At 56.6% G+C, this 18777-nt stretch carries 15 protein-coding genes; 1 reads left to right on the forward strand and 14 read right to left on the reverse strand.

What is annotated here, in order from left to right:
- The 7 genes from PBA01S_RS12265 to PBA01S_RS12295 form a co-directional block, all read right to left on the reverse strand.
- Positions 1–2255 (reverse strand): glycoside hydrolase family 2 protein (locus tag PBA01S_RS12265; protein ID WP_164744152.1); only part of this gene is annotated, 2255 nt, incomplete at its 3' end.
- Positions 2256–2312: 57 nt separating this feature from the next.
- Positions 2313–3896, reverse strand: coding sequence for a helix-turn-helix domain-containing protein (locus tag PBA01S_RS12270; RefSeq protein ID WP_016313660.1), 1584 nt, complete (start codon positions 3894–3896; stop codon positions 2313–2315).
- The gene (locus tag PBA01S_RS12275; RefSeq protein ID WP_127576080.1) at positions 3893–5866 is read right to left on the reverse strand and encodes a cache domain-containing sensor histidine kinase; all 1974 of its coding nucleotides are present in this window, start codon (positions 5864–5866) and stop codon (positions 3893–3895) included. The genes PBA01S_RS12270 and PBA01S_RS12275 overlap by 4 nt, the downstream gene beginning before the upstream one ends.
- 40 nt (positions 5867–5906) lie before the next feature.
- Positions 5907–6800 (reverse strand): carbohydrate ABC transporter permease, encoded by an 894-nt coding sequence (locus PBA01S_RS12280; RefSeq protein WP_174844482.1) that lies wholly within the window; start codon positions 6798–6800, stop codon positions 5907–5909.
- A gap of 15 nt (positions 6801–6815) precedes the next feature.
- Positions 6816–7694: a carbohydrate ABC transporter permease gene (locus PBA01S_RS12285; RefSeq protein ID WP_016313663.1), complete on the reverse strand. Its 879-nt coding sequence runs from the start codon at positions 7692–7694 to the stop codon at positions 6816–6818.
- Positions 7695–7756: 62 nt separating this feature from the next.
- A complete protein-coding gene (locus tag PBA01S_RS12290) occupies positions 7757–9076 on the reverse strand; it encodes an extracellular solute-binding protein (RefSeq protein ID WP_085279197.1) in 1320 nt (439 codons plus the stop codon).
- Positions 9077–9290: 214 nt separating this feature from the next.
- On the reverse strand, positions 9291–10187 hold the full coding sequence (locus PBA01S_RS12295; protein WP_016313665.1) for a TIGR01777 family oxidoreductase: 897 nt from the start codon (positions 10185–10187) through the stop codon (positions 9291–9293).
- A 133-nt stretch (positions 10188–10320) separates the two neighbouring features.
- On the opposite strand from PBA01S_RS12295, the gene PBA01S_RS12300 reads away from it, so the two are divergent.
- A complete protein-coding gene (locus PBA01S_RS12300; RefSeq protein WP_085170701.1) occupies positions 10321–10626 on the forward strand; it encodes a putative quinol monooxygenase in 306 nt (101 codons plus the stop codon).
- Positions 10627–10950: 324 nt separating this feature from the next.
- On the opposite strand, the gene PBA01S_RS12305 is transcribed toward PBA01S_RS12300, so the two are convergent.
- The 7 genes from PBA01S_RS12305 to PBA01S_RS12335 form a co-directional block, all read right to left on the reverse strand.
- Positions 10951–11817 carry an SDR family oxidoreductase gene (locus PBA01S_RS12305; protein WP_028539841.1) on the reverse strand — a complete coding sequence of 289 codons (867 nt, stop codon included), beginning with the start codon at positions 11815–11817 and terminating at the stop codon, positions 10951–10953.
- A gap of 166 nt (positions 11818–11983) precedes the next feature.
- Positions 11984–12745, reverse strand: coding sequence for an AAA family ATPase (locus PBA01S_RS12310; protein WP_085279198.1), 762 nt, complete (start codon positions 12743–12745; stop codon positions 11984–11986).
- Complete coding sequence (locus PBA01S_RS12315) at positions 12745–14673, reverse strand: ABC transporter ATP-binding protein (protein WP_127576081.1); 1929 nt, start codon at positions 14671–14673, stop codon at positions 12745–12747. The genes PBA01S_RS12310 and PBA01S_RS12315 overlap by 1 nt, the downstream gene beginning before the upstream one ends.
- Positions 14651–16423: an ABC transporter ATP-binding protein gene (locus PBA01S_RS12320; RefSeq protein WP_085170698.1), complete on the reverse strand. Its 1773-nt coding sequence runs from the start codon at positions 16421–16423 to the stop codon at positions 14651–14653. Before PBA01S_RS12320 ends, PBA01S_RS12315 begins: the two co-directional genes overlap by 23 nt.
- A 191-nt stretch (positions 16424–16614) precedes the next feature.
- Positions 16615–17211, reverse strand: coding sequence for a P-loop nucleotide/nucleoside kinase family protein (locus tag PBA01S_RS12325; protein WP_085279201.1), 597 nt, complete (start codon positions 17209–17211; stop codon positions 16615–16617).
- A gap of 260 nt (positions 17212–17471) precedes the next feature.
- The gene (gene ssuE, locus PBA01S_RS12330; protein ID WP_028539846.1) at positions 17472–18011 is read right to left on the reverse strand and encodes an NADPH-dependent FMN reductase; all 540 of its coding nucleotides are present in this window, start codon (positions 18009–18011) and stop codon (positions 17472–17474) included.
- Positions 18012–18228: 217 nt separating this feature from the next.
- Positions 18229–18777: NAD(P)H-hydrate dehydratase (locus PBA01S_RS12335; RefSeq protein ID WP_127576082.1), on the reverse strand; the 549-nt coding region annotated here is incomplete at its 5' end.

The following is an 18777-nucleotide window of genomic DNA, read 5'->3' on the forward strand; positions in this document are numbered from 1 at the left end:
GCGGCTTGCGGCGGCACCACAGCCGTCAACGTAAACTGACGAATCCCCCCGTCTCTCGTACCTTCCGCCGTTTTGGCCGCACCCCCTTGCTGAACCAAAGGATGAACCGTTACAATCACGGTTCCCTCCAACTGCTCCAGCGTATCGTTCACGACCCACACGTGCAGCGGTTCGCCCGGTTCATGCTCCAGCGACAAGAGCACCGGATGAAAAAACGTCTTCCCATAATAATACGAAGCCTTCGGCAACAGCTCGTAATCAATCATCGACCAGCTCGTCCCCGGCCAGCTGTCGTTGAGCTGCCACACCAGTGCACCGCTGTTCCGGTGACGCTGCCGACGATAATGTTCGATCCCGTATTTCAGCCCCTCGGCCTGCGTTAACATGGAGAAATTCATGTACTCCTCGATATCCCGCGGAATTCCGGTATAGCCCTCCATGAGCAAAATCCCTTTACGATGATTCGTATCCTTATTCCGGTACGCCATCTCGGCGCTTCCCCAAGTAAACTGTCCCTCTGGGATGTTCTTCTCCAGCGTATACCGGTTTGCGGAAGCGTGCATGCCAAACTCACTGCTGAATAAGGCAAAGTCTTGTTTGAAATTTTTGAACGTGACCCCTTGGATGCTGTAATCCAATAGCGGCCTCTCGCCCTGCATACGCGGATACACCGACCCGTGCCATACCTGCCAGTTATGACGGTCCCCCTGATTCGGATCATTGGCATCATACCCATCCTGCGCCCCGTACGGCGACGAAGGCCAATACGGTCGATACGGATCCAACTCAGCCAGCAAGCCGGGAATCAGTTCATGATAAATCGATTCTCCATAAAAATCCCCGGTAATCTCCCCGCCCGCCGACTTCATGTCATACAGCCAATCGATTTCGTTATTGCCGCACCAGAGCGCCAGCGAAGCCCGATTCCGCAACCGCTTGACGTTATCGATAATTTCCTGGCGCACATTGTCCATAAAGTCATGGTTGAAGTCCGGGAACAACGCATTGGCAAAAGCGAAATCCTGCCATACCAGCACCCCGCGCCGATCGCACTCCTCGTAAAAAATCTCTTTCTCATAAATGCCGCCCGCCCATACGCGCAGCATGTTCATATGCCCTTCCACCGCCAGTTCAATTAACCCGCGGTACGTCGACTCCGGAATCGATCCGATCAGATGATCTGCCGGAATCCAATTCGCTCCTTTGGCATAAACCTTAATGCCATTAAGGATAAAGGCAAATGACGGACTGCCGTCCGGTTGCTCAAGCGATAATTCCAACGTCCGTATACCAAAGGGCTGCTCGTAACGGTCAACCTCTTCATCCCCGACCAGCAGCGTCACTTCCAGCGTGTACAAATAAGGCTCGCCCAAGTCATGCGTCCACCACCGCCGCGGATTGGCGACGCGCAGTTCGGCCGATGCGGCCCCTTTGGTACGGATTGCGTTCGGGAAAGCTTGTCTTAACGCGGCTTGTCCACCTATAAGGGGCTGCTCTGCATCCAGCATCGAAAGTGTGGCCGACGCAACCTCCCCGCCTTCCGCATCCAGCAAGCGGAGGGCAGCAACCGCCGCCGTCCCGGAGCGATAAGCCTCCACTTCGGCGCTGATCTGAATCACCGCCTCCTCTGCCGTCGCAGAGATCGTCGCGGCATATACGCTTGTCAGCTTCGCCAATCTGCGACGCTCCAGTCGAACCGGTCCCCAGATTCCAGTCGTGACGATGCGCGGCCCCCAATCCCAGCCAAAATTCATCGCCGCCTTGCGAATCCATGGCCGCTCCTTCGTATACGAGGACCATTCGAGCTGCTCTTTATCCCGATGATGCAAATACAGCGGATCAAAACGAACGGCTATCGTATTCCGCCCCTCACGGACGATCCGCGTGACATCAAACGTGTAGCAGCGGAACATGTTGGACGCTGAACCGATCTCATGTCCGTTAACAAAAACAGACGCATACGTGTCCAGTCCTTCAAAGACAAGCTCGATTCGCTCCGTTTCCCCCGGCAGGGCCTCCAGCTCAAACGTCGTGCGGTACCACCACTCCTTCCGCTCGATCCAGCGGCATTTCGCATCGTTGTGCCCGTAATACGGGGAATCGATCAAACCACGGGCGAGCAGCGTTGAGTGTACGTCGCTCGGGACGTGGGTCTCCACCCAGAAGCGGTCGTCCAGACCGGGAGCGGCCAGCTCCAGGGGCGGCTTCTCTCCAACCTCAAAATGCTGCAGCTTCCATGGTCCCGATAGGATCATAAATCGTCCCTCTTTTCCTGATGAAATGGTGTATCAAAAAATATCCCTTCCGTACTGCTAAGCTTGCCGAATCGTCCCGCCCGGCGTTTCCTCGCGGAATTCGCTTGGCGTCTTGCCGGTATACTTCTTAAACAGCCGGCTGAAATATTTCACGTCCTCGTATCCGGTGAGTCCGGCGATTTCACTTACCTTCGCTGGCGATACCGCCAGCAGCTCCATGGCCCGGCGCATCCGCAAGGCCGTAACGTAATCGTTAAAGGTGCTGCCGGTTTCTTTTTTGAACAGCTCGCTGAGATGGCCGGGATGCAGGTGCACATAAGCTGCAACCTGCTGCAAGCTTAACTCCTCCGCCGGGCAAGATTCCATATAGGCTTTGGCCCGCTGCACATGGGAAGCCTGCCCCTCGCCCAAATGACCATGGTACAAGCTCATGACGGCGTGCAAATGGCGGAACAGCTCATCCTTCAGCTTCGCACCTCCGTTGTGCTGCTGTTGCCAAGGTGTGAAGCGCGCGGCCCCTTCCTTCCCTAACGCCCGGAGGGTACGCTCCAGCCAGCGGTGTGCGGCAACGGCGGCGGACTGCAGGCAGGCTTGATACGATTCCGGCGTGCATTCCGGATCTGCGGTGAGCTCGTCAGCCAGCCGATGTGTCCACGCGCGCAACGCCATCCGATCCTGCTCTAGTAAGATCGAGCCAAGCTCATTCTCCTCTTCTTGCGTGATGACCGTCTTCCCGCCTTTCCGGTCCGCGAACGCCTGGTAATCCAGCAGCTTCGCGCCGGGCAGCAGATCATGATAAGCCAAAGCCGCCTGTGCAGTCACATAACTATGATGCACTTGATCCTGCTCTTCCACAGGTACGCCGACAGCCAAGCGCAGCTGGCAGTTCAGCAAGTTTTCGATCCGCTCCAGCATCCCCTTAAACCGCTGTTCACTGGATAGTGGAAAACTCTGCTCAGGCGCCGTCACACAAACGATCTGCCCTTGATGGATCAACACCGCCGCGCCGGGCAGCAGATCTTCCAGCATATTTTGGACGGCAAACCGCAGAAGCGAGCCGGTCTCCTCCTCCTGCCCCCAGCCGCCGGCGGTTAGAATCAGCACTTGCCGGTACTCCGAATGCCCGAAGGTCTTCAGCTGCTGACTTGAATCTGAGGGCTCAGGAACCCCGGGAGCCGCTCCCGTCTCACCCTCGATCACCCATTTATACAACTGCCGTTGCCGTTCTTCCCGTGCCTGCCGATGGGCGCGGGAATCCTCAGCCCGGCGCTCCAATAACCGCTGCTTGGCTTTGAGCACGGTCCGGATGATTTCCTCCGGTTTGCTCGTTTTTAACAGGTAATCGCTAACGCCTTGGCGAATCGCCTGTTGGGCATAAGCAAAATCTCCATATCCGGACAAAATGATCACTTCCAGCCCAGGCAACCGTCTCACTGCTTCTTCCGCCAGCTCTAGGCCGGTTAACCCATTCATCCGGATGTCAGTAATTAAAATATCCGGACGTTCCCCTTCCAGCCGCTCAAGCGCCTCCTCTGCAGAAGCAGCCGGCTGGAGTAAATGGAGTCCGAGCTCGCTCCAGGAAATGACGCTGGCCAGCCCAGTCCGGATAATCACCTCGTCATCTACAATTAATACATTCATGGCGATTCCTCCATGATCGGAATGGAAAATGAAACCTGCGTGCCCTCGCCTTCCCGGCTGTCGATCGAGAGCCCCGATTCCTGTCCGTAGTGCAAGAGTAGCCGCTCGTTGACGTTACGCAGCCCGTATCCGGCCGACCATCCTGCAGGTGTGGTCGCTGCTGATGACGCAGTTACCCGAGTTGCCGAGGTCGAGGCTGCAGTTCCGGTTAAAGCAACTGGAACAGGGGTTGGGGCATCCGTAACCGTCATTGCCGCCGTCTCCGCCAAGGCCGTTCCTGATATCCCGGGCCGCCCGTTCTCCTCCCCGTCAGCGGCGGGCAGCAGCAACGATTGGCGTACCTCCTCCAAGCGCTCGGCGTTCATGCCAAGCCCGTCGTCCATGACCGTTACGTGCATGCGTCTTCCCTCCGGCTGGATGAAGATGGTGATGGTACCGATTCCTTCGCGTTTTTGGATCCCATGGATCAAGGCATTTTCCACCAAAGGCTGCAGCAGCAGCTTCAGCATCCACTTGTCGTTCAGCGTCTCATCTACGAAATACTCGACCGTAAATTTATCGGGGAAGCGGATCGATTGGACGCGCACATAATTTCGGATATGGGCCACCTCCTGCTCAACCGGGCAGTAATCTTTGCCTTGATTAAGACTGATCCGCAAGAAGTCGCTTAACCCTTCAACCATATCGGCGATCCGCCGCTCTCCTGACATCAGGGCAATCCAATGGATCGATGACAACGTATTGTATAAAAAATGCGGATTGATCTGCGCCTGTAAGGCCCGTAAATCAGCCTCTTTCTTGCGGGCTTCGCCGCGGATGACTTCGCGCTTCAATTGTTCGATATGCGCACCAAGCATGTTGTAGCTGTGGCCCAACCGCCCGATCTCATCATCCGAGGTCGCCGGAAAACGCGGCAAAGGCCGCTCCGGATCGATCCGCGACAAATGACGGGTTAACACGCGCAGCGGCCGGGTAATCCGGCGAACGGTAAACCAGATGAGCAGCGTGCACACGAGCACCGACACGCCAACGACCTCGGCGGTTAACGTGAGAATATAGCGGTTCTCCGCCCGGTATTGGTCGTAAGGAACGCTGCCCACCAGCATCCAGCCGGTTAACGGCTCATGACGGTACAGCACGGTCGACTTTCCGTCCCCTTCGCCGAAGATTACGCTGCCGCTGATGTTCATACTGGCAGAGAGCGGTTCGCTCCCGATATCTTCTCCTTCCGGGATGCGCCTTGGCAGCAAGGCGAACAGACCGGGCGCATACTCATCCAGCGGCCGGCCCAGCCTGGATCTGTCGGCAGAGGACAGAATCGTCCCGTCTCCCCCAACCAGCTCCACCTTGCCCATCCCTTGACCAAACTCCGGTGATTCCAGATTACGGGCTAACTCCCGTTCATCCAGGCTGATCGCCAGCCAACCCAAGCGGCGAAAATCGTAGATGCTGCGGATGGGGCGAAACAAGGTGATCACCTGCTCCATCCCAGCGTAGTCGCGAATTTCGTACACGCCGGACCACGTTTTTCTCCCGCCGGCAATCGCCTTCGCCGCCTCCTCGGGAAGCTCATTTTCATACCAGGTGGCCGTGGACAGCCGCGCGTCGAATCGTTCGGGATAGATCGCGATATTCGCGATATAAGGCTTGGAGGCCGCCAAATTGGTCATGCGCCCGACCAGCTCCGTCCGCTTCGCTTCGTCGTCCTCCGGGCCCGCCAGATAGGCCTGCAGATCCCGTTCCCCAATTAAGAAAATCGATAATGTCTCGATATCCTCTAACATAAAGCGCAAATTGGCGTCCATTTGCTTTAGCATATCACTGCCGGTCAGCTTTGTTTTCTCCTCCGTAATGTTGGAAGAGATCACAAAGGCGAACAGCCCCAAAGCCAGCATCGGCACGATCATGGACCCTGCAACCACCACCGACAGCTTGCGCTGAAGCGACGTAGTCAACCATTTATGCAACATCTTGCGCTCCCCCTTTGCTCCGGTGTAGGATGTTCCTCCCTTATCCTTTCACCGCGCCGGCCGTCATCCCCTTCATCATTTGTTCTTGGAACAGCAAATAGAGGACGATCGTAGGAATCACCGACAACGTCATACCGGCGAGCGACAAGCCATAATCCGTCTGATAACCGTCAGCAAAGTTAGCGATGGCCAGCGGCAACGTTTTGAGCGCCGTCTTGTTGATGAATACCAGCGCAAAGGAGAAGTCGTTCCAAGAATGCAGGAAGCTTAGAATCGTCACCGTCGCCAACGCCGGAACCGACATCGGCAGCATGATGCGGAAGAATAACCCCCACAATCCAGTCCCATCGATAAACGCCGCCTCCTCCAGATCGCGCGGCACGCTTGTTAAATAGGCCGTCAACACGAATATTGCTGTAGGTAACGCAAAGGCGGTATATGGCAAAATCAGCGCCCAATACGTGTTGAGCAGCGACATCTGCTTCATGAGAATAAACAACGGAACTAACGTACTATGAATCGGAATCAGCATCCCAATAACGAAAAAGGTCAGCACCCCGCCTTTCCAGCGGAACTGGAAGCGAGCGAGAATAAATGAAGTCAGCGCGGCGATAAACAACGTCAGCACCAGCGAGCCGATTGCCACGAGCACCGAATTGCCAAATGCCGTGCCCAGCCGCGAGCTTTCCCAAGCCCGCGTGAAATTGTCAAAGTGCCACACCTGCGGCAATCCAAAGGGCCGGACGTAGAAATCCTCATTCGTCTTAAACGCACTGATCACCAGCCAAAAGAACGGGTACAACGTGATCACGCCATAAATCGTCAGCAGCCCCCAAAACAACGTGCGGCCTGTCTTCCGTAACACCCGTTCGCCGCCGCCAACCCCGGCTTTTGTTGCGGACAACGTTGTGGTTGTATTGATGTTCAAGTTCATGGGCTCCTCCTTTCCTTAAGCGGCGTCTTTTTTGCGATTGGTCAGCCACTGGCTGGTTCCGATCAACAACAGACTAATGATCATAATGCTGGTGGAAATTGCGCTCCCGAATCCGTACCGGTAGGTTGAGAACGTAGAGTTATACATATACGTCGCCAGCAACTCCGTCGCATGCGCCGGTCCGCCCTTCGTCATGATGTACACCAGGTCGAAGGACTTCAAGCTGCCCGAAATACATAAAATTACCGCCACCTGCACCGTGTTCTTAATCATCGGCAGCGAGATGGTCAGCAGCTTGCGGGCGCCGGAGACGCCGTCAATTTTGGCCGCATCGTGAATCTCGCCCGGAATGTTCTGGAGCGCCGACATGAAGATGATGAGATACAATCCAACGTAGCTCCAGATCAGCGGGGGCAGCAGTGAATAGATCGCAATATTGCCATCCGAGAGCCAATCCAGTTTCCAACTGGACAATCCTAACGCATCCAGCAGGAAGTTCAGAATCCCAATCTGCGGATGATAAATGTACTGCCAGATCATCCCGATGACCACCGTGGACAACACCATCGGGAGGAATACCGCTGAGCGCAGGAAGCGCTGCAGCAGGTTGCTCTTATGCAGCAGCACGGCCAACACAAGAGCGAGTGGAATTTGCCCGAACACCGAGGCCAGCACGAACACGACGTTATTTTTCAGCGCCCGCCAGAATATGGGGTCCCGCAGGATTTCCGCATAATTGCTGAGTCCGGTGTATTTCGCTTCGCCGATGCCCGACCAGTTGAAGAAGCCGTAGTAAGCCGACCAGATCACCGGCACGAAGACGAACAGCGAGTAGATCACCAGCGCGGGCAGCAGCCCGGTGATGATAAAGCTCTTGCTGCGCAATGCGTTCATGCTTACTCACATCCTTTAAGGAAAAAAATAATCCCCCTCCCCCTGAGGGGAAGGGGTTCGCTTTAATTGGCAGCTACCGCTGCAGCCTGTGCATCCTGGATTTTGCGCGCAATATCCTCTGCCTTACCGCCCATCAGCAGCTCCTGCAGCCCGTTGTTCACCACTTCAACCGTGGCCGAGCCCAGCTTGGAGTCGTAAACCGGCACAATCTTCACGCGTTGAATCAGATCGTACAGTTCAACAAACAGCGGATGCGCTTTGCTCTTGTCGAGCTCGATATTGTAGCTGACCAGGGTGCTGCTCTCCAAGGTAGCCTTCTGTCCATCAGGACCAGCCAGTGCGTAGAACAGCTTCATCGCCGCTTCTTTCCGGGCTCCCGTCAGCTTCTTGCTGACTCCCAGACCGGTACCCACGACGCCCGAAGTGGTGTCTGGCGCGCCTTTGCCGCCTGGAATCGTCGGAACGATGGTGATATGCGTGTTATCCAGCACTTCCGCCGGTGCATTGTTCACCAGGTTTGCTAATGCCCAACCGCCGTTGACGACCATAGCGGCATTCCCTTGGAAGTACAGCTGCATCATTTGCGTTTCATCGATACTGTTGAAGCCGTCTTGGAACGCCTTGATTTCACCCAGCTTCTGGAATGTAGTCAGTGCTTCGACAAACTCAGGATCCGTAAACTTCGCGCCGTCTTGATCAACTGCCTTCAAGAACCAGTCGGTACCGGTAATCCGGTCTGCCACGGTGCTAAAGAACGTCGACTGTGCAACCCAGTTTGCTTTGTTGCCCAACGCGATTGGAATGACGCCGTTGTCGTTAAACGTTTGGATAGCGGTCTCCAGCTCTTCCCACGTTTCCGGCACTTTGACGTTATATTTCTTAAACAGGGCATCATTGTAGAAAATAAACGAGCTTGGCGCGAGGTTCATCGGCACGGAGTAGATTTTTCCGTCCACGGTGTAACCGTCCAGCGCATTCGGAATGAAGTTGTTCTTCCAATCCGGATTGGCATCCAGCTCATCATTGATGGGCTGCAGCAAATCGCCCTTCACGAACTCCTTCGTCATGGCGTCCGGCCACATAACGAACAGATCCGGCATTTCGTCTGCTGCGGCCACCGTCCGCAGACGCGTCTTCAACCCGTCTGTCGGGAGCCCTTCGTCGATGACTTCAATCTCGGGATGCTGGGCCCGGAAGTCTTCAATGATTTTTCGCATGGCCACTGCTTTCGCGTCTTGGCCTGTCCAGTTATGCCAGATGGAGATGCTGATCTTCTCTCCACCGTTATCTCCGCTGCCGGAAGCTTCATTTCCTCCGCCGCAACCTGCCAACAATACCATCAGCATGGCGGCGCTGCACAATAGTGAGATCCATTTTTTCATCTTGTTTGATTCCCCCCTTGCTTTGATTAAACCCATTGTAATGTTAGCGCTCTCAAAACATAAGGAGAAGAATCGCGGCACCAGGGGTGAAAAATTTCGGCACTCCACACTTATGCGCTTAAATGTTAACCCCATAAAAAAAGTTCTCTGATCCCCATGATGTTGAGAAAACCATTGCTTGTCCGCTCGCAAACCGGCTTCAGCGGCCTGCAGACTACCTTGACCGCATCCGGCCTACAATTTCCTCCACGGCTTTATCCAACGTATCGTAATGAAAGGTGAAGCCCGCCCGTTGCAGCCGTTCCGGCAACACCCAGCGGCTCTTCAGCACCAGCTCGGTTTCCGTGCGAATGAGGCGTGCGCCCAGCTCCAATAGCCAGCGCGGAGCGGGCAAGCCGATCGGAACGCCCATCGTCCGGCGCAGGCTGGCCATCAGCTCCCGGTTCGTAACCGGGTTCGGAGCGGATGCGTTAAACACGCCGTCCAGCTCGGGGTGCTCCTGCAGGAACTGGACGATTCGGAACAGGTCCTCCATATGGATCCAGCTAAACTGCTGACGGCCGGATCCTTGAGCTCCGCCCAGCCCAAAGCGCACTAAGTTCCGCAAGGGAGCCATCACCCCGCCGTCGTCCAGCACGATGGCGATCCGCAAGGCGATTTGCCTTGTAGCCGGGAGATTAAAGGCAAAAAAAGCCTCCTCCCACGCCTTCGCGACGTCGACCGAAAAGCCGGTGCCAATTTCCCCGCCCTGCTCCGTCATCGGGCGATCTTCCGCATGCCGATAAATTGTCGCCGTACTGGAGTTCATCCATAATGCCGGCGGACGATGGCAGGCCAGGACGCACTCCCCCAGCTGACGTGTCGTTTCCGTCCGGGAATTCAAGATCTGGCGCCGGTTCTCCGGCGTATAGCGGCAATTCACCGACCGGCCAGCCAAATTAAGCAGCAGGTCCGCCCCTTCCAACGCCTCCACAATAGCGTTTGGGTCCTCCCAGGAGATATGCGGAGCTTGTCTGGAAATGATCTTAACGTCCGCTCCCCGTTCCTGAAACCGCCGCGCAAACGCCTGCCCGACAAACCCTGTTCCCCCGGCCAATACCACCTTTGGCATGCGATCCTCTCCTTCGCCCAGATATTTGGTTTCATTATATCATGGAGGTGAGGATGAGGTTTCCATCCAAAAGTTGCAAAATCGAGCAGAGTTAGGAGATAATCTCTCTAACTGCAGATAAGGAGGATGGGCCGTGGACAAGTTCAGCATGTACGCCAAATTCCAAGCGCAACCCGGAGCACGTGATTCGTTAGTCGAGATCTTGTTGGAGGCCGCAGCGGGTGCAGGGGCAGATCCAGACTGTGAACTGTATGTGGTCAATGTTTCGGAGACGGAGCCCGAGGCCGTGTGGGTTACCGAAGTCTGGAGCAGCAAGGCAGCCCATGACGCCTCGCTGCAAGATGAAGCCACGCGAGCGATGATTCAACGTGCCATGCCCTTGATCGCCGGCGTGGAATCGATCCCGCTCCGCCCCGTTGGCGGGAAAGGCATCAAGTAGTCGGAGGTAGAGGGGTTAAGTCGTCGCACACCTAACTACTCTCTTAGGTGAAATGTAAAAGTACAGTTCATATTCGCTTATTCGGCTCAAATTTGCGTTTTAAATGTAAAAGTGCACTTTACATCCGATAAAAGCTCCTCTTTCCCCGGATTTGTCCCTGCATGAAATGCACTTTTACATCTTAGACGCTAAAATAGCCGGTTTCGCCGAAAATCAACTGCACTTTTGCAGTTAAGCTGCTGGCCACACGGCGCCAGCCCAAGAGGAAGCCGCAAGCACGCAATAAAAAGCCCTGTTCCGCTCCCGGAACAGGGCTTTTCGATATTAAGCTTGCAGCTCTTTGATAATGTCGCGAATGGCGTCCACAATCGGAGTGACCGGCCGGCCCAGCAAAGCTTCCAGGTCGCCGCTTGGAACGTCCAGCGCCCCTTCGCGAATCGCGCTTTGGATGGAGACGAGGAACGGAACTACCGGTTCCGGTACGCCTGCACCGCGCATCGCTTCGGCATAAGCTGCATCGTCAACATGCTGCACAGGAACTTCACGGCCCAGAACTTCGCCGATTTGTTGTGCCAGTTCATCATGCGTCAGCATCGGTCCCGACAGCTCATAAATTTTGTTCTCATGGCCATTGCCGGCCAACACCGCTGCGGCCGCTTGCGCGTAATCCCCCCGCGTCGCCCAGCCTACTTTACCGTCTCCAGCAGAAGTGACCAGCGGAGCTCCAGCCAAAATGCCTTGGATCGAGCCGGTTTCATTTTCGATGTACCAGTTGTTCCGCAGGAAAGCGTAAGGAATGCCCGTCTTCGCAATCGCTTCCTCGGTCGCTTTATGAACGGGGGCTAGCGCCAACGGGTTCGACGCTGCATTCACCACACTCGTATACGCGATGAACTTCACGCCGGCACGCTGAGCGGCCTCAACAGCTGCCATGTGCTGACGAATCCGCGTATCGTTGTCCCCCTGGGTGGATACGATCAGCAGCCGTTCCACACCAGCAAAAGCCGTGTCCAGCGAAGCCGGATCGTCAAAATCCCCTTTGCGCACATCCACGCCGCGCTCGCTGAGCGCACTTGCTTTCTGCGGATCACGAACGCTCACCGCCAACTGCTCTGCCGGCACCGAGGCCAGCAGCGCTTCCACTACCTTGGCGCCGAGTTGCCCCGTCGCTCCTGTCACCAAAATCTTCATCCCAGACTCCTCCTATCAAATGGATTACCATGAAGTCTACGCACTCACCTGTAACTATTATAGTTACAAACCGTCGGTAAGTCAAAAGCTTCTTGAATGAAGCAGGGGGCCGACAACAAGGTGGGGCGGTAGACATATCCGTCAAGCTGCTTGATCGACCTCTTCGTTAATCCTCTCGCAGCAACTCTTTTAGCATACCCTCCCGACGATTAACGAACTCCTTCATGATGATATAATGGTCAGTCTCTTCAAGCGTAGTTTCCTCGATCCCGTCCGGCGTGAGCTGATACATCCGACTGTCCGGGTAGGCCATCAGGATCGGCGAATGCGTGGAAATGATAAACTGGGAGCGACGTCCAACCAGCTCATGAATCCGTGACAGCATCGCCATCTGCCGAAACGGGGACAACGCCGCCTCCGGTTCGTCCAAAATGTACAGACCATACCCGCTGAAACGGTTCATAAACGCAGCGAAAAAAGATTCTCCATGCGACATCGTATGCAACGATTTCCCTCCATAGGAGTCGACGATCCGCGGCGGACTAACCCACGCAACATTTTCCTGGTCCAGTTTATCGATTTCCGTCGCTAGATTATAATAACTCTCCGCCCGGAAAAAGAACCCGTCCCGCGGCCGCGTCGCCCCCCTGATCGTACGCAAATAACGATGCAGCTCGGAGTGAGTCTCGGCTGTCGCGAAGCTGAAGTTCATCGTGCCGCCTTCCGGGTTAAATCCAAGGGCGACGGCGATGCCCTCCAGCAGCGTGGACTTGCCCATCCCGTTCTCGCCGATAATGTATGTGACTTTCGGATGGAACTCCAATTGCCCTAGCGATAAGACCGCCGGTAAATGAAAAGGATAGTCGTCAAACGTCGGAACCTCGTCCCGCTGTAACATGATTTTCCGCAGATAGGCGTTCCACTCCATCAAGCGTCCGCCTCCTCATTGGCTGCATCCAAGCCGCCATGGTACAAGCTGTAATAGAATCCGCGACGCCGCAGCAACTCTTCATGCGAGCCCTGCTCGATCAAGCGGCCTTCCTTCAAGACCAGGATCTTGTCAGCCTGACGGATCGTGTTCAACCGGTGGGCGATCACGAAGCTGGTTCTTCCTTGCATCAACCGCTGCAGGCCCTCTTGAATCTTGATCTCCGTCACGGTGTCGATGCTGCTCGTCGCCTCGTCCAGCACAAGGATAGAGGGATCCGCCAAAATCGCCCGTGCGATCGCCAGCAGCTGCCGTTGCCCTTGGCTGATGCCGCCGCCGTCCGCGCCAAGCACCTTGTCGTAGCCGCCCGGCATCCGCACGATAAAGGAATGGGCGTTCGCCAGCTTGGCAGCCTCCTCCACCTCCGCATCGGTCGCATCAAGACGACCAAAGCGGATATTGTCGCGGATTGTGCCCTGGAACAGGAACGAATCCTGCAACACAAACGCCATCTGCGAACGCAGGCTGTCGCGCCGGATCGTGCGGATATCGCGTCCATCAACGGTGATCGTCCCCCGGGAAGGTTCGTAGAAGCGCGAAAGCAGCTGAATCAGCGTCGTTTTGCCGGCACCCGTCGGCCCGACCAAAGCGATCGTTTCACCCGGCTTCGCGGTAAAGCTGATGTCCTCTAACGTATCGCCGCCCTCGTTTTTATTTTCCTCATAAGAGAAATACACATCAGAGAAGACCACCTCGCCCCGAACGGTCGTCAGCTCCGCCGCCCCTTGTTCATCGCTGGCTTCGATCTCCTCGTCCAGCACCTCAAACACGCGCTCCGCCCCAGCGATCGCCGACAGCAGCGTGTTCCATTGGTTCGCGAGGTCGTTCAGCGGCCGGGTGAATTGCCGTGCATACTCCACGAACACCACGATCACCCCAACGGTCACGCCGGCACGACCGTTCACTGCCAACACTCCGCCGATTCCCGCAACAATCGCAAAGCTAAGATTGTTCAATCCGTTCATCAGCTTCGGGATGAAGCCGGAAATGGTCTGTGCCCAGAAGCTGGAGCTGCGGATCGCCCCGTTGCGTTCACGGAAGCCCTGCAGCACCCGGTGTTCTTGCGAGAACGCCTTGATGATCCGCTGCCCCGACAACGTCTCCTCAATATACCCGTTCAGGTTGCCGAGATCCTGTTGACGTCGCTTGTACAGCGGCCCCGTCCGTTTCGTGATCCAACGCATCCCGGCCATCATCAGCGGTACAACGAGGAACGTCAGCAACGTCAGCAGCGGGCTGAGGTACAGCATCACGCTCAGCGTTCCGATTAGCGTCAGCACGCTGGAGAAAATTTGGATCGCCGAGCTGTTCAGCGTGGAGCTGACATTGTCTATATCATTGGTCAGCCGGCTCATGATCTCGCCCTGTTGACGCTTGCCGTAATAAGGAATCGGCAGCCGGTGCAGCTGGGCGAACAGCTCGGAACGCATGCGATACACCGTTTCTTGGGCGATGGTGATCATCCAGATATTTTGCAGCCAGGAGGTAAGTGATGATCCGGCAAATACCAACGTCAGTCCAACGAGAAACAACACCCACGGTCGCCCGCCGCCGGCTTCTAAGTAGTCATCAATGGCCACCCCAACCAGATAAGGCCCCAGCAGCGCTAATCCCGAACTGAATACAACCATCAGCAGGACCGCAGCCAGCCGCGCTTTGTGGGCGGATAAATAACTCCAGATTCGGCTTAAGGTGGCGGACCAATTTTTTGCCCGCACTTTAGGCCGTACCCCGGATCCACCGCCATGACCGGGCCGGCGAGACGCGGGAACCGCCTCCTGCCGCAAGTCTCCACCCTGCGATGGCGATAGCGCATCCAGCTTCGGGTACGGATGCCGAAACGGCTCAGTGAAGGTCTTGAACGACATGAGCTTCCGCCTCCTTTCCCAGCTGGGATTCGCAAATTCGTCGGTACAATTCCGAATGTTGCAGCAATTCCTCATGCTTGCCGCTGGCGATCAACCGCCCGTCATCCAAGAGGAGGATCAGGTCCGCCGTCATCGTGGAGCTGATCTTCTGCGTCACGAGCAGCGTCGTGCAGGACAGACGTGAGATCTCCTTCAATAGAGCCGCCTCTGTACGGACGTCCAGCGCGCTCGTGCTGTCGTCCAGAATCAGGATCGCCGGGCGACGGATCAACGCCCGCGCGATCGACAGGCGCTGCTTCTGTCCGCCGGACAGATTCACGCCGCGTTGCCCCAGCCGCGTCTCATAGCCCTGCGGCTGGCGCTCGATCGTATCGTGGATCTGCGCCTGCCGGGCGGCGGTCCGGATTTGCTCCAACGTCGCGTCCTCCCGCCCCCAGGCGATATTTTCCCGGATCGTGCCGGAGAATAACATCACTTCCTGCGGCACATAGCCGATCGCGCGGCGCAGCCTTTTCCGGTCCAGCTCGCGAATGTCCGTTCCGTCGATGAGGATCGTCCCTTCCGTTGGTTCATACATGCCTGGTATCAGCTGAACCAGCGAGGATTTCCCTGAGCCGGTGGCCCCCAGGATCGCGATCCGTTGTCCCGGCTCCGCCGTAAATGAAATCCGCTCCAGCGCCATTACGTCACGGCCCGGATAGCGGAACGAAACCTCGCGGAATTCAATGCGCCCTTGAATCGGAGCTGCATCCTCCACCACATCCGCACCGCTTGCCCCTCCTGCGCGGCTCTCCCGCTCGCCAACCGGATCGTTCTCCTCCAGCACCTCACGCACCCGTCCGGCAGATGCCGCTCCCCGCGACAAGGAGCTCATGATCCAGGACAACGCCGACAACGCACCAATCGTACGCAGCGAATAGTTAATCACAGCAACGACTTCCCCCACGCTGGCGCCCCCGTCCGCAATCTCGATTCGACCAAACCACAGCACCGCGATGATCCCCGCGTTCATGATAAACAGCAGGAACGGCATCGTCGTCTCCGTCAGCTTTAGCGCGGCGACGGTGCCCTCCCGCAACGCGCGGTTACGCTGCTCGAAACGCCCAATCTCGTGCGACATCCGGACGAACACGCGGATCAGCCGCATCCCGGTCAGGTTCTCCTGGATCAGGCCGTTCACATGATCCGTTCGCCGCTGCACCGTACGAAATAAAGCAGACGCTTTTCGGATCATCCACAGGACAAACGCCAGCAAGACGGGAACGGTCACCGTCAGCAGCAGTCCCAGCTTCACATGCACAACCAGCGCCATCACCACGCTCCCGACAACAACGAGCGGTACCCGGGACGCAAAGCGCAGACACATGAAGATCACATCCTGCAGCACCGTAATATCCCCGGTCAGCCGAGTGATCAACGACGAAGCCGCAAACCGGTTAAACACTTCATACGAAAAAGATTGCACCTTCTCATACAGCTTATCGCGCAGATCGTACCCAAAGCCTTGGCTTACATGGGAAGCGAAAAAGGAACTGGCGATCCCGGCGAGAAATGCCGCCAGCGCGCTCACCATCAGCACCCCGCCCCAAATCCAGGCGACGGACACCGCGTGCTGCCGAATCCCGTGGTCGATGATCCGCGAGATAATCAGCGGTTGAACCAGTTCCACCGCCAGCTCAATCAGCAGCATGACGATCGCGGAGACGGCGGCGATGCGGTATTTTTTGAGAATAGCGGTCATGACGGACATCCTGATACCTCCAGTGCGGGTGATTCCGAAAGAATCGTCAATTTGGTAAACTATGTTGTTTTATTATAAATCAGTTGGGAAGGCTTGTGTATTTTTCCAGCGGCAAACTTCATACAAAAACACGATAGCAAAAAGCCCCTCCTGCCCGGAATTCACCGGTTGACAGGAAGGGCATAACGCAAGCCTTTAGTTTAATTCTGGTCCCCAACGATAAATTGGTAAATGCTGTCCACTTTCTCCTCCGTCAGCTCGCCGCTGTTGTCAAACACCAGAATCGAGGAAGACGGGATGTCCCAATTAATCTCGGGTACAAATTGCACGCGGTGCTTGAAGTCATCCCAATGCTCCAGCTTCCACGTATCGCGGTCCGTACAACGCTCGATAATCCGTTCCTTCTGGGTATCCATGTCCTTGAGCGTCACGACAACCACCTTCACGTCCACTTCTTGCTTGGTGAGGCCTGCCTCTTGAATCAGCTTTTCGATCCAGTCTTTGTTCTTCAGTTCCGCCGTGAACGGGGAAATCATAAATACGTTTTGGCCGGCTGCCAAATTTTCGATGCAGATGTCCCGGGTTGTCTCGTATTCCAGATCACGCAAGTGTTCCTTGTAAAAATCAGAATCCCGATCGTTCACATCCAGACCGTTCATCGCCAGAATCTTCTCGACACAGCGGCCGCCCACTGTATCCCGATCCAAAAAAGCCGCCGGCATCCGTCTTGCCAGCTTGCGAGCCACCGTCGTTTTCCCCGTACCAGCGACTCCTACGAAAAAGACCAATTTCAACATGATGTCCAAAAATCCCCTTTCGACAATTGCGAGCAGATATCCCTTTAGTCCTATTGTACCATGTTTTGTCCGATTGCGTCGTTGGCTGCGGTCAGAAGAAAGCCGATTTCTTCGAGATCGCTTCGATCCGCAATCACTCGGCGGCATTCCATCGCGTCTCCAAAAAAAAAAAAAAACGACCCCGGGAGGCATCCCGGAGCCGGTGAGGTTGGACTCTTCACAATCCAATCCGAAGTGGATGTGATTCACTCAAGTTTGGCTTAAGACTGCTGGCGCAGGCGCGTTTCCCGGGCCAGCTCCTTCACGTTCTCCTCCAACCGGGTACGCAGCTCTCCAGCGATATCGAAGCCGCCGGTTTCCGTGCGAGCAACCTGAGCGTCCACTGTGTACACACCGCCCAAAATATAGCGTGCGCCGAGCGCAGACAGAACCGGCTTCAGCGCATAATCAATCGTCAGCAAATGCGCCAGGCTGCCTCCAATAAAGAGCGGCAGGACGACTTTGCCGGCCAAGCCTTTTTGCGGAACAAGATCGAGGAACGTCTTCAGCACGCCGGTATACGACGCCTGATACACCGGGCTGGCGACAACCACTGCGTCAGCCGCTGCAACGAGCCCGTTCGCTTTGACGATCGCTTCACTTTCAAATTTGGTATGGATCAAATCCTCCGGCGGCAGCTCCACCACATTCACATGACTGACTTCGAAGCCTTCACTGCGCAGCAGTTCCTCCGTCAGTGCAATTACGCCGCTCAACCGGGAGCCTGGTGTTGGACTTCCGTTAATAATCGTCACTTTCATATCGGATTCTCCCCTTATCTGTGACGGAGTTCGTATTCTTGCGAACCCCGGCCTTTGTCTAAATTTTAAAACGATGCTATCAATATTTGCTTGAAAAGTCAATGCAACCCGCACTGCTCAAAGATGATCCGGCTGCAAGCGGCAAACGGCGTATACCAGCCAAGCCAACCTTCAACGCAGTTCGATCCATCTGGCGGCGGCTTGTCAGCCTGCTTCGCTACAGTGCCTCGATGATGTCCCCGGCGATGAGGGACGCCGGGTTCCCTTGCCGGGCCGCGGCCGCGCGCTCGCCGGCCTGGCCGTGGAGGTACACGCCAAACGCCGCCGCTTGCACGGCGTCCAGGCCTTGGGCGAGCAGCCCGGCGATCAGGCCGGTCAACACGTCCCCTGCGCCCCCGGTAGCCATGCCGGGGTGCCCGGTGACGTTGACGAACACGCGGCCGTCCGGGGCCGCTACGACGGTGCGCGCGCCTTTCAGCACGAGCGTGACGCCGTGCTGAACCGCATAGCTGCGCGCCAGCCCGATGCGGTCCCGCTGCACCTCGGCCGTGGAGAGGCCGGCCAGCCGGGCCATTTCGCCGGGATGCGGCGTCAGAATCGTCGCCGCCTCCCGGCGCGGCCACGCCGCCGGCGCTCCTGCGGCGGCGAGGATGTTCAGGGCGTCCGCGTCCACCACCAGGGGACGCGGGGCGCCCTCCCACACGGCGCGCAGGAAGCCGTCCTCGCCCGGGAAGCGGCCGAGCCCCGGGCCGATGGCGAGCACGTC

The organism is Paenibacillus barengoltzii NBRC 101215 (genome assembly GCF_004000745.1).
Lineage (GTDB): Bacteria > Bacillota > Bacilli > Paenibacillales > Paenibacillaceae > Fontibacillus > Fontibacillus barengoltzii.

Coding starts and splice junctions, on each gene's coding strand:
- PBA01S_RS12270 (WP_016313660.1), bottom strand. CDS start 3,896: ATGAATGTATTAATTGTAGATGACGAGGTGATTATCCGGACTGGGCTG.
- PBA01S_RS12275 (WP_127576080.1), bottom strand. CDS start 5,866: ATGTTGCATAAATGGTTGACTACGTCGCTTCAGCGCAAGCTGTCGGTG.
- PBA01S_RS12280 (WP_174844482.1), bottom strand. CDS start 6,800: ATGAACTTGAACATCAATACAACCACAACGTTGTCCGCAACAAAAGCC.
- PBA01S_RS12285 (WP_016313663.1), bottom strand. CDS start 7,694: ATGAACGCATTGCGCAGCAAGAGCTTTATCATCACCGGGCTGCTGCCC.
- PBA01S_RS12290 (WP_085279197.1), bottom strand. CDS start 9,076: ATGAAAAAATGGATCTCACTATTGTGCAGCGCCGCCATGCTGATGGTA.
- PBA01S_RS12295 (WP_016313665.1), bottom strand. CDS start 10,187: ATGCCAAAGGTGGTATTGGCCGGGGGAACAGGGTTTGTCGGGCAGGCG.
- PBA01S_RS12305 (WP_028539841.1), bottom strand. CDS start 11,817: ATGAAGATTTTGGTGACAGGAGCGACGGGGCAACTCGGCGCCAAGGTA.
- PBA01S_RS12310 (WP_085279198.1), bottom strand. CDS start 12,745: ATGGAGTGGAACGCCTATCTGCGGAAAATCATGTTACAGCGGGACGAG.
- PBA01S_RS12315 (WP_127576081.1), bottom strand. CDS start 14,673: ATGTCGTTCAAGACCTTCACTGAGCCGTTTCGGCATCCGTACCCGAAG.
- PBA01S_RS12320 (WP_085170698.1), bottom strand. CDS start 16,423: ATGTCCGTCATGACCGCTATTCTCAAAAAATACCGCATCGCCGCCGTC.
- PBA01S_RS12325 (WP_085279201.1), bottom strand. CDS start 17,211: ATGTTGAAATTGGTCTTTTTCGTAGGAGTCGCTGGTACGGGGAAAACG.
- ssuE (WP_028539846.1), bottom strand. CDS start 18,011: ATGAAAGTGACGATTATTAACGGAAGTCCAACACCAGGCTCCCGGTTG.